The sequence below is a fragment of the Pelatocladus sp. BLCC-F211 genome (genome assembly GCF_041928655.1).
In the GTDB taxonomy this organism is placed as follows: Bacteria; Cyanobacteriota; Cyanobacteriia; order Cyanobacteriales; family Nostocaceae; genus Pelatocladus.
In genome coordinates, this window is sequence record NZ_JBHFLM010000078.1 from 107,645 (window position 1) to 120,041 (window position 12,397).

Annotated in this window: 7 protein-coding genes; 5 read left to right on the top strand and 2 right to left on the bottom strand. The window is 43.2% G+C overall.

The annotated features are described in order from the left end of the window. Window positions 1-53: 53 nt before the first annotated feature. From ACE1AT_RS09650 to ACE1AT_RS09665, 4 genes are all read left to right on the top strand, one after another. Window positions 54-2,546 (top strand): DUF4157 domain-containing protein, encoded by a 2,493-nt coding sequence (locus tag ACE1AT_RS09650; protein WP_374867666.1) that lies wholly within the window; start codon window positions 54-56, stop codon window positions 2,544-2,546. 184 nt (window positions 2,547-2,730) lie between these two features. Continuing rightward, window positions 2,731-5,544, top strand: coding sequence for a hypothetical protein (locus tag ACE1AT_RS09655; protein WP_374867668.1), 2,814 nt, complete (start codon window positions 2,731-2,733; stop codon window positions 5,542-5,544). Window positions 5,545-5,708: 164 nt separating this feature from the next. After that, window positions 5,709-6,074 (top strand): hypothetical protein, encoded by a 366-nt coding sequence (locus ACE1AT_RS09660; RefSeq protein WP_374867670.1) that lies wholly within the window; start codon window positions 5,709-5,711, stop codon window positions 6,072-6,074. A 90-nt stretch (window positions 6,075-6,164) separates the two neighbouring features. Further along, window positions 6,165-6,797: a restriction endonuclease subunit R gene (locus ACE1AT_RS09665; protein ID WP_374867672.1), complete on the top strand. Its 633-nt coding sequence runs from the start codon at window positions 6,165-6,167 to the stop codon at window positions 6,795-6,797. 7 nt (window positions 6,798-6,804) lie between these two features. Here ACE1AT_RS09665 and ACE1AT_RS09670 read toward each other — a convergent pair whose 3' ends face one another. Then, window positions 6,805-8,781 (bottom strand): ATP-binding protein, encoded by a 1,977-nt coding sequence (locus ACE1AT_RS09670; RefSeq protein ID WP_374867674.1) that lies wholly within the window; start codon window positions 8,779-8,781, stop codon window positions 6,805-6,807. Continuing rightward, window positions 8,778-10,073: a DUF4255 domain-containing protein gene (locus ACE1AT_RS09675; protein ID WP_374867676.1), complete on the bottom strand. Its 1,296-nt coding sequence runs from the start codon at window positions 10,071-10,073 to the stop codon at window positions 8,778-8,780. Before ACE1AT_RS09675 ends, ACE1AT_RS09670 begins: the two co-directional genes overlap by 4 nt. 504 nt (window positions 10,074-10,577) lie before the next feature. On the opposite strand from ACE1AT_RS09675, the gene ACE1AT_RS09680 reads away from it, so the two are divergent. Next, window positions 10,578-12,125, top strand: coding sequence for a serine/threonine protein kinase (locus tag ACE1AT_RS09680; RefSeq protein WP_374867678.1), 1,548 nt, complete (start codon window positions 10,578-10,580; stop codon window positions 12,123-12,125). The last annotated feature ends 272 nt before the right edge of the window (window positions 12,126-12,397 follow it).

The following is a 12,397-nucleotide window of genomic DNA, read 5'->3' on the forward strand; positions in this document are numbered from 1 at the left end:
TAAGAATTAATACTAAAAAAATAATTGACTGCTGTTGAAACTGGAGGCTGGTTATGCGGGAAAGATTGCACATTCACTCCAAAGATGCCCAGAAAGAAACTACCTTAGTGCCAGATACTCTCCAACGTCGTGCTTTTGTGGTGCAGGCAAAACCAGAGCAGTCTTCAGCCCAGCCACAGTCAAAGGCAGAATTATGGGAAAATTACCAAAGAGCAAAGCGCTTTGGACATAAAGGGGAAAATATTCCCGTCCACGATCCCCAAAAAACACCAGCAATTCAAGCTAAACTGACAATTAACCAACCAGGGGATGAGTATGAGCAGGAAGCGGATCGGGTAGCCGCATCTGTAGTCAGTCGCATGAATGCCCCAGAGGTTGAGCAACGGGAACCCAAGTCCGTGCAGCGTCAGGAGTTACCAGAAGAGGAACCAGAACAAATTAACCCTGAATCAGAAACTGCTACTGTTCCGGAAGAAGAGGAAGAAAGATTACAGACAAAATCCTTAGAGGGTGCTATTCTTCAACGTCAGGAAATTGGGGAAGAAGAGGAAAAATTAGAGGCTGAACCCCAAGCTGGTACTACTGAGGAGATACCGGAAGAAGAACTCCAGACGAAGTTAGAAACTGGTGCAACTCAATTACAAATGCAGTCTGTAGTACAGCGCCAGTCTCATGATAAAATGACGGCGATCGCAGATTTGGAAACTTCCATTCAACAGGCACGTGGTGGGGGACAGACAATTGCTGATCAGGTGCGCCAACCGATGGAGCAGGCGTTTGGAACTGATTTTAGCGGTGTCAGGGTTCACACGGACGGCAACTCGGATAATTTGAATCAATCTATACAGGCTCGTGCTTTTACTACCGGGCAGGATATCTTTTTTAAGCAGGGGGAATATAATCCTGGGAGTCAGCAGGGACAGGAGTTATTAGCACATGAATTAACTCATGTAGTGCAGCAGAGTCATGGACTGAAACAAGTTCAACGGCAGCCAAATGTTAGCCAACCCCTAAAAACTCAGGACATTTTGACAGTTACAGATGCTCAAGCTTTGCTGCGTACCCCTCCACCAGATTTGCAGCCAACTCAAGAAATCATTCCCCTGGGTACTCAAGTAGAGGTACTACAGACAAAACAGCAAGGCAAAACTAAATATGTGATGGTACGGGAAGTTTTACCGGAGAAAGTCTCTACGACACCCAAAGTTTTTGGTTGGACAGCAAAATCTAATTTAGACAAGTTCGACTTGACCTATGCTACCACCTTTGGTGAACAAGAAAACCAGGGAAAAGAACTGACGACCAAAAAGAGTAAAAAGCCTGGATATGAGCAAGATACTCAAGCGAAAAAAAGCTTTGTGACAGTTGCAGAAGCCAAAGCACTAGACCAAAATTTTGGGGTGGTAAAAAAAGGAAGTATCAAGCTGAAACCTGATATCTGGGAAGCGGCAGGAACAGTAAATCAGCAGATCGAAGTTGTAATTTTGGGGACGCGAATTTCTATTACAGAAACCACAATCAAAGGCAAAACGAAAAAGAAAAAACAGGCTTATGCAAGAGTCATGGACTTTGATGGTAACGAGTTCTGGATTGCTCAACCAAATCTCAAAGTTCTTGGTTCCCGGATGATTGAACAACAACTGGTAGTAGGTAGCCGATTTGATAATCTGAAGAAAAATCCCGAAAAATATGCCAAGGTTTTGACAGCCTTAGAAACAGTGTATAGCGAGAAAGTCAAGGCATTACTTAGTAGCAAAGAGTTTACACCCAATCAACAGCAATTGATTCAAAAAGCACAAGAATTTTTACACAATCCCAATAAACCCTCCAAACCAGAATTGCTAGTTGACAAACGGGCAAGGGAAGATGGAGAAATGAAGCTAAATGAGGATTTGATTAGAAGACTGGATTTGTTCTATAAATTCCTGTATCACTCCCAATTAATTTCCGGAACTCCCACAGGTGGCTATGGTGCTAGATCCTCCAAGAAAGCACACCATAATGCCATGAGATGGACATTAGCTCCCAGAAGTGGCGCACTGGAATCTACCGACAACAAATTAAAATTTGCCCGTCAATTAGTAGAAATTAATGGCAGAGATGGTGATGGTAACGAGTGGGCAACTGCTGATCAAGTAAAAAGGCTAAAAACCACTCTGGAAAATGATAGTAGCAAGAATCAACAGCAGGAAATCAATGCTGTGATTGCCGAAATTCGCAATAGTAAACAACCATTAGCTACAGCCATTTGTGCGGAAGGATACGCAACCAGTGATCCCAGAAGAAGACCGAATATTAGACCAGGTGGTATCAGCAATCACTGTGGTGGAGAAGCATACGATGTCACCTTCCCCTTTGTCTTTAACTATTACGATCCAATTATTGATGCGATCGCGCTGTTGTTTGGATTGCATCGACCAGTCAAAGATTACAGCAAAAGCCCAGAATACTGGCATTATGAGCGTGTAGGCGTGCGTCTGGGAGACAGGGGTGATGCGGAAGAAAAAATTAAAGCACCAGGTAGTCAAAAAGAAGTCCCTGATTGATGTTTGAGTCTTTGGGGGGTGGAATGTGGGTGCGATCGCTTCGCCAGTTCCAGAAAAAACAGCAATTATTAACAGCCGCTCTCCAGGGAAATATCGCCTAAAGTCTCGACTAAAGTCTAATAAATCATAGTTAACGTTGATGCCAAAATAATGAATTGATTACCCTAGAATTGCGAGGCTGGTCATGGGTGATTTCCAGCATACTCACACTAAAAAAGGTCAGCATTCCAACAGTACATTTGAAGCGAGTTCTCTCCAGCCTCGTTCTTCTTTAGTGCAGACACAATCACAACAGTCTCCCCCAGCGCCACAGGCTGAATTATGGGAAGATTACCAGCAAGCAAAGCAGTTTGGGCATAAAGGGGAAAATATTCCTGTCCGTCCAGCAGCAGAGGGGAAGGAAATAATTGGTAGTGAATCAGAAGTTGCTGTTCAGCGTTACATTACATCTGATGGCACAGTAGACCAGAAACAACTGGAATTATGGGAAAATTACCAGAGAGCAAAGCAGTTTGGGCATAAAGGGAAAAATATTCCTGTCCGTCCACCAGAAGGAACCTCACCCCTACCAATTCAAGCCAAGCTGACTATTGGCCAGCCAGGAGATAAATATGAGCAGGAAGCAGATCGAGTAGCTGCAACAGTCGTCAATCGGATTAATACCCCATCAAGTGGTAGTCAAAAGTCAAATGTCACCAGTCAAACTCAGTCTGTGCAGCGTCAAGATGTAGCGCCGGAAGAGAAGAAGGAGAAAATTGGCAGTGAATCGGAAGCAGGGATGGAGTTGGAGGAAATACCAAAAGAGAAACAATCAGAGTTAGAAAAATTACAGACTAACTTTGTGGTGGATGAAATTCAGCGTCAAATTCTACCCAATGCCAACATAGAGCATAAAAAAGCTGAGTTTGATATTCAATGTCAATCTCCAGCACCAGCAGCAGGAGTGAACAAGCCAAATCCCCCTCCACCAGGTTCAGAAACTGAAAATGGAAAGCATGAAAATCAACAGATTGGTACTTGGGGTGTTTGGTCAAAGACTCCATTAATAGCAGGTAAGCGCGAAAAGGAAGACTTTGCTACCCGTGAGGGAGCGATCGCTTACGCCAGAGGCATGGGAAAAGCAGCAGCTGTGTTTGAGGAAGATGGAAAATTTATTGTTTACCCTGTCACCTATTCATCACTGATTTATAGCTTTACCTATTCAGGCACCCGGATGTTTCATGGCAGTAACATTTCCGATGTGATGGGAGTAGCTGGCGTTTTAGCTTTAATTACAGAAGATGGTACAGCCATTTTACCCCACCAGTACGGAGGTGAGAATGACTATAAATCCTGGATGGAGCAACAAGATGCGCTCAAATCTGGAGAGAACCCATTTGATGCCCATAAGGAAGCCTTTGGGGAGGGGTTGGGCAAGATCACTGGAAAGGAAAAATTCCTGAAGCAGTTTGAGCTTGCAATGCGTGACACAGTGATCGCTATGCTTGATCGATCGCAGCAAGAAGCCAAAACGAAACAGCAGGAAATGGCAGAAGGACTGCCCACCAAGGATGCCAAGATTATTCACAAAGCTGCTAAGGAGTTAGAGGAGGTTGACAAGGAACTTACCACTTGGAAGGCAAAACAATCCAACCTCAGTGCAGCAGTTGAACATCCTGTCCCATTCAATGAAGAATTTAATGACAAAGCCAAACGAGAGCTAGAAGAAGCTAGTAAGAAAGTTTCTGAGTTAGAACTACAGCGCAAGACGATCCTGCTGGAGTACCCGCTACTCTCACAAGTTAATCCAGCCGAGTTTAATAAGCTAAACGATGCTGATCAGGCAAAGATGCTCGGTAGTGCCTCTGGGCAAGTTCTTCAGGATATTGAGGAAACTCGTAAAAATGTTACTAGTGGCGACCTCAATCTATGGGCACTTGACTCAATTGTTAAAACAACTCTGGCAGGACTTGGAATCACGGATGCTGAACGTCAGCAGTGGGCTACAGATAAAGCAAAACAGGAAAAGAAAATTGATACAGCAATCACAATTGCCCTAGCAGCCTTACAAATCGGTTTATCAATTGCAGCAACCGCAGTGGGAGGGCCTGCGGGTGTGGCATTTGCCGTAGGTGCGTTGGGTGTGGGTGTCGCTGATGCTGCCCGGATGACTGATAAGTATTTTACTGATAAGGCTGCCGCAAATACTGACATCAACAAAGACAAAGCGCTGGTGCCAGCAGACCTAGAAGGGCAATGGGCATGGCTGGTAGTTGCCTGGGTGGGAGTTGGATTAAGCTACGTTGATGTCATTAAGGCAGTTCGTGTTGTTAAGGCAGGTGCTGGGGCTGCTGAGGTAATCGCTTCTGAATCGTCTAAGCTCGCTAAAGCATCAGGTGTTGAGGAAAGTGCCATCCTCAAGGCAGCAGGGCAAGCTGGTAAGACTTCACCTGATCGAACGGCGTTGCGTAAGTTGCTTTTATCGGCATTGCCTGATGAGAAAATGGCAGAGAAATTCAAAGAGCTGTCTGTAAATGTTCTTAAGCCTGAAGAATTTATTGAAAAATTTGGCAGCAAATCTGGTGATGCCGTCACAACATTCAAGCAAGGCAAAGACGGTGAGTTAATTGCTGAAGTGTTCTTCAAGGAAACGGGTAATCCCTTAGCAATGCGGGAAGAAGCCGTTCATATTGCCCAGGCTGCGGATAAGGAAATGGGAGCAAAACTGGCAAAGCTTTCCGAATCTAACCTTAGCAATTGGGGCAAACTGGAAACCGAACAACAACTCCAACTCTACAAGACAAAAATTGAGGTAGAGATTGATGCCCAGCAACGCTTGCTCAAGCAATTTGCAGGAGGTGAGCCAGAGTATTTGGCTGAGATTCAAGGAAACTTGGAGAATTTACAGAAACGCCTTGGTGAGGTTGAGCAGGCTATTAAAGACCCGAACCTAATCAAGCAGGGTAAAATACCTTGGTGGGATACAAATCAACCACCGCGGCTACAGTTCCTTCTTTAGGTGAAGTTCAGGGTATTCAAAAGCTTGAATTTTGGATTGATGCAGCGGCTAATCCAGATTTAGAAGCCGCAGTAAATCAATCCTTAGCAAAGTTGCAGTCGAAATATCCCAACTGGTCTTTCTCTGTTAAATATGGCGTAAAACCTTGATTGGAGATTCTAGTTATGTCAGTCAGCTTGTTCATCAAATATGCAAATGCCGAGAAGTCAGAATGTCTTATTCCAGTATCAACCGAGGAAATTTTCAGAGAATACTGGCAACCCGCCAGCTCAAAGTTGAACTTACAATGGGTTCCTTTATTTCAAACAGGTATACCTTTAGAAAAAGATGATGTGCCATATGTTATTGAGGAATTAGAAAAGTTAAAGCAATTCTTTTTAGAAATGTCTCAGGCAGACACTTTGAAAGATGAGAGCGATGAGAGAGAATGGAGTGAGGTAAGGGAATATATTACACTCCGAATTCAGAATTTAATTACTGAACTATACAAACTTGAACAAGAAGCTTTCGTTGAGATGTATGTTGGATAATTGTAATACGCACAAAAACAAACAGTAATGGTGCGTTACAGATCAAAAGAGCCAAATATTCCTTATATTGACGATAGGAACTTGAAAATCATGGTTCAAATATTACCAGCTAGAGAAATAACTTTACACGAACTAACGGAAAAATTTGGTCTTGAGTTAGTTGAAGATGAACAATTTTTTCGAGAATGGCAAGATGAACTACCCGAAATTACCGAACAAGAAAAACACAGATTAGACCGAGTTAAAGCAAGTTATTCTAATTTACTGCAAGAACCACCACTGTTAGAAAATACCGTCAAAATGGTAGTCCTATCTCCCCTGTTAGATTTAGCTGGCTTCTATCTTCCTCCCTTTCGCATCAGGTCAGAAAAATCCATCGAAATTTCTCAAGAAGACGAAGGTTTCACAATCAAGGGACAGATTGATGTTTTAGCTGTGTGCCAGCAATTTTGGGTAGTAGTCATTGAGTCTAAACAAGCTGCTTTTTCTCTAGAAGTCGGTAGGTCACAATTATTGAGCTATATGTTAGCCAATCCTCATCCTCAGCGACCGACCTATGGCTTGATTCTTAATGGTAGCAATTTTCGGTTTCTCAAATTGGTGAAAGGGGAAAGATGTCAGTATGCAGTATCTAGAATCTTCGATTTATTCAATCCAGGAAATGATTTGTATCAAGTTCTGTGTGTCTTAAAGCGTTTAGCTCAATTAACAGTAAGTACCTGAATTGGAATCACACCCACCCGCCAACTTCTGCCTCTGTCAACGACTTCTCCAACTTCCCATATTCTGTCTGCGCTGCACGCAACAGGTGTTTCATCTGCACTGCTTCCCCCGCATCAGCAGCCAGAAAAGCTGCATTCAAGGCAATATTGCGAATATTCCCCCCGGCAACATTCAAACGTGCCAAATTGGTATAATCCAATGCTTCTGTCGGTGTATTCGTGGGGAAAATCCGTCGCCAAATCTCTTCACGTTGGGTAGCGTCGGGGAAGGGAAACTGGACGACAAAGCGGATTCTACGGAGGAAAGCTGTATCAATGGCACTCTTGAGGTTAGTGGTGAGAATTGCCAAGCCGGGGTAGGATTCCATCCGTTGCAACAAGTAACTGACCTCAATATTGGCATAGCGATCGCGGCTATCTTTGACTTCGCTGCGTTTGCCAAATAAAGCATCGGCTTCGTCAAACAGGAGAATTGCCCCCCCATCTTCTGCTGCATCAAATACCCGGCGTAAATTCTTCTCCGTCTCCCCAATATACTTACTCACCACGGACGACAAATCAATCCGATACAGGTCGAGCCGTAATTCCTGCGCTAACACTTCTGCTGCTAAAGTTTTACCCGTACCGCTAGCACCCGCAAACAGGGCGCTAATGCCCAAACCGCGAGAGTTTTTCGCCGCAAATCCCCATGTTTCATACACTGTCACCCGTTGCCGCACATGGGCAGCAATTTCCCGGAGAATCTCTCTCTGGGGTTCTGGTAATACCAAGTCTTCCCAATCGGCTGCGGGTGGAATGTGTTGAGCCAGTTCATCTAAGCGGGGATGTGCTTGCATTCGACAAGCATCCCATAAAATATTCCCTAAATCCTGCTTGTGTCCGAGATACAAATGTCCTGCGGCTTCGGCACAAGCAGCGCGAATAGTCGCTGGGCTGAGATTAAATTGCGAGACTAGCCTTTTTACCTGCCCATTTAACTCTGGTGCTACTTGCACCAATATCTGCTGCCAGATTTGATTTTGCTCGTGAAAATTGGGTTTACCAACCTCAAAACTCACTACTGGATGTTGCCCTACTCGCAGTCGTTCTCGACTGGCGATCAAGAAAAAGCTATTTGTGGATTGGAGCAAACGAGCGATCGCACTAGTCCGGGCAATATCGGCATCCATTTGCTCACAGTCCACCAGTAAAGCAGTTTTACTCAAAATCGCTTCTCGATGCCACAAGCGAATAAAAGTATCTAAATCCCCAATTGTCGATGGCAATACCTGCATAGGCATCACACTCAAGCTCAGATCCAGCATTTCACAAACCCTGGCGGCGATCGCTTTTTTGCTGGCAGACTCAGCACCACATAACTGTACTACAGGTAACATTGCGGTTGTTGATGTCTGCGTCCACACTGCTGCTATTTGCTCTGCCAAGATTTGATGTGATGGTACTAAATCTTCCGCCACTGCTAGCGGTTCTACCATACTGGCAAGTCGTTCATCTAGATATGCAGTACCGAGCAAATAATGTAAAATCCGTTCGTCAATCTTCAGGGGACTAAGGGTAAGGGCTTGTCCTGAGCCAATTTCAATCAGTCGCCAATGACGTAGAGGTGCATGGGGTGCGATCGCTTGCCAATGAGGGTTGGACAATACCGCTAGGGCTAAACTAAAGGTCGGATAGCTGCGTTGGGCATCCCCTTGGGCAACAGCACACAAACCAGCAAAGTCACCTCTAAATTCCATCGCTACACACAACAGCAGTATATCCCGTTCAAAGCTGGATAAACCAAAGAGTTTGCAGAGTTGCTCTAATGCTGATGGTGATTCTAAAGCTTGCTGATGTGCCTTTTGTTGTGCTTCTAACTCCTCTTGGTTCGGGTATGGGGAAGTGTATCTTTCTAACCGACTACGTACCATATCCACGGCTGCTGATAAGTAGTGCAGATTAGCCTCATCCCAACTGCGGTTAATCTTAATTGTGGAAGGATTCATGGTATTGTTACCTGCGGCGAATCATATTCTCCGGACTGATTTAAGTGCAGTGGACTTTCTGCTCCATCTACCTGTACTCGTACCAGATAGCTTCCTGGTTGAATATTCTTAACATCAACAGTAATTGAGTCTGAATCTTTGCTCAGTGATATTACTGAATAAATATAAGTTATTTTATGTGGTTTTGATACTTCATTTAGTAGTAAAACAACCCGCTGTGACTTGCCCACTTTGGGATTGAATTTAATAGTAATTTTTGCGGAGCATAAGTCATTGTCACTACCTTGGATGTCGGTAACTGCTGCTGTGATTTCTGGATGTAGAACAAACGCCGCCACGTTTGATTCTACTAATTCATAGGACATGGTAACATTTTTCATTCTCTGATGTACCACTTGTACCTCCTGCACTCCTGCGTACAAGTCTGGAGGTATTTGCAGACTAATTTGGGTTTCTCTCACATTTTCAGACTTGAGCAATACTTCCTTTTTACCCAATCTCAGACGTGTTACTTCGCCGCGTAAATACTTACCACGAATTAATAAATTATTACTTAATGTAATCGGTTGTTCTGGTGTGGAAGTGGTAACATTTTCAATCTGCGGTTGTGCCAAGGGGACTATGTAGAAACCTTCAGAGTGGTAAGGTTGGCTGCTCTCAATTAACACCATTGATGCTCGATAAGCAGTTGAAGGGCGATAATGGGTTTGTAAGGCAGACCACAACTTGGAAGTTTCTTCCATGTTAAAAAATTCCGAGCAAATTTGAATTTGACCGATTTGCTCTGCTAACTTAGACACAGACACAGATGATAGAGCTTGTGATAACACACTCGCGCCACTAATTTTGGATGCATTTTTTAAAGCCGTTGCAATCACATCTCGTCCCAAAACAGGCATTTTATGCAATAACTGCATAGCATACCCCAGCAGTAATTCTGCCTCAAAATCTTTGGCACCGTAAGCCGTGAGTAAATAGTGTAGATCCAAAGCCAATGGTGGGTTAACAGAACGCGAATCAGCTATTGTTACTCTTTCACAGTCGCTTCGCGAACGCAAGTTTTGCTTACGAAACTCCCGCGATAACCAGTCAGCATTGCGATTCTGCGTCACCTGATAGAGAAAGAGATTGATTTGCGCTCGTTCATCACTGCCTACAGAAATGCGGTCAGGTGGGAGAGCAGTTACAATTACATCACCAACACTAGTAGCGATCGCATCACTTACCAGCCCATTTTCCAGCACGTCTTTAATTACCGCTGTTACGGCTACTATGGATAGGGCATTACTCATCCTCTTTCCCCGTTGGTAATAGCATTAATCATTCACTTCAAACAAAAGATTTTTCAAAAATTTAGACATGATTTCAGAATAAAATAATCACTCAGGGCTATTATGATTAGTGAAAGGGTGTTTTGTAAATTAACTAAGAGTCTAGAATTAGTATTAGAAATAAATTTCAATATTTCGCAATGTTATTTTGTAATCTTTGCACTCAGGAATTTTCATGATCTGGGGTTGTAGTTTCTCAGATAATAGGGTGCAAAAAAGTTATATCATGTCTGCTTGAAAGCTTGTATTATTCGTTAGAGGTCGGTAATGGGTAATCGGTAATGGGAAAAACTAATCACATAAACTCAATTACTAAGCTTTATTTCGTAAGCAATTAGCCGGACTTGATATTAGTAGTATATTATTGCTATTGCATCTGTGGAAAATTTTTGAATGACGAAATTGTATCGGTGCAGAAATAACATAATACTTCAACTTTTGGATATTTAATTCAGGTCTTACCAAATGAGTTCCCCTTCTCACTCCCATCCTTGGATTGGTCGCTTTGTCGGTGATAACCAGCGATATCGTTTGGATCAGCGATTGGGGGGAGGTGGTATGGGAGATGTTTTCTTGGCGACGGATACCCGTGTTGGTCGGCAGGTGGCTTTGAAATTACTCAAAGATACCTTGGTAGAATCAACAGAAATGAGAAAACGCTTTAAGCGTGAAATCGCAATTTGTGCTGCTCTTCCCAGTGAACATATTGTTAAGGTCAGCGATTGTGGAGTAACTCCCGAAGGGTATCCATTTTATATCATGGAGTATCTGCAAGGTGAAACCTTGGGAAAACTCCTTAGACGTGAACAAAGACTTTCTGTGGAGCGAACCGCCAAAATTATCAGCCAGGTTTGTAACGGTTTGCAACTAGCTCATCAAGGGGTCAATTTGCCCAGTGGGGAGCATATTCAAGAGGTAGTTCATCGTGATCTCAAGCCAGATAATATTTTTCTTGTGAGTACAGATTTAGGTGAGTGGGTAAAAATAGTCGATTTTGGTATTGCTAAGATCCGCTATGAACATACCGAACAAACAAGTCTCACCAGTACATTTTTAGGTACATTTCGTTACGCAGCTCCTGAACAGATGATGGGAGACCAAAACTTAGATGCGAGGGCAGATATTTATAGTTTAGGCGTGATTATCTACGAAATGCTGACAGGAGCAGACCCCTTTGGCTTCAGTATGCAGGGTCACAACATGAGTGAAGCCTCCTGGATTGTAGCTCATACCTCTAAGCCTCCCAAGTCACTGCGATCGCAACCAGGTTGTAAACAATTGTCACCAGAAGTGGAAGCAGTTGTGATGAGGTGTTTGGAAAAAGAACCTGCTCGGCGCTTTGCATCGGTAGCAGAACTGAACGAAGCACTGCAATCTGCGACTAAACGAGCAGTTACAGGTACTGGTGCAAGCATTCCAGAGACAACTATTGCACAACCGCGTCCCTTAGCAACACAAGGCTCTGATCTAGAAACTCTTGATCGCCAGTTACCAACCCTACCAGCAAGTCAGGCAGAAGAAACTATCTCTCGACCCTTGCAACCCCCCCCAGTAGCAAACCCAGAAGCAACAATTATCCAACCTCGACCTTCGTCTAATTCTTTTGCAAAAGAAATTCGAGAAGAAACTATCTTCCAACCTAGAGAAACCAAAAAAACTCGTAAACTTCCTTTAAGTTTGTTACCAATTTTCGGTATAATTGGCTTGATTACAATAGCTATATTTGGTGGGATCTATACATACTTTAATCTGTATTTACCTCGCCAAAGTTTAAATGAGATCATCATTTTAAAAAAGCAATTAAAGTACGAGGACTGTATTGCCAAATCAAAAAAAGTTGCCCCGCATGAAAAAATCTACGAGAAAGTACAAGAAATATTAAATGAATGTCGCTTGGCATACGCTAATAAGTTAGAAAAAGAAGAGAAATCCCAAGAGGCGTGTTCAATAGCTCAAGAAATTCCTATCGATAGCCCCCTCTATTCAGAAGCTCAAAAATTTTGCGAAATCTGATCGGTTTCTAGCTACAGAGTTAGAGACTATTTATAAAGTAAATCTTAAGGATGTTGGTGTTGGGAAAACTGGGTTCCTATTGCTGGGATGCAGAATACTTTCGTATTTATTTATTTGTAAAAAATTTTAGCATAAACCTCGTCCATCTTGAAAAGAGGAGTTTTTCAAAAAGGACATTATGTAGGTTGGGTGGAACGGAGTGTAACCCAACATTAACCAGACTATAATGTTGGGTTTCGCTGTCGCTACACCCAACCTACAAAACTACAGTT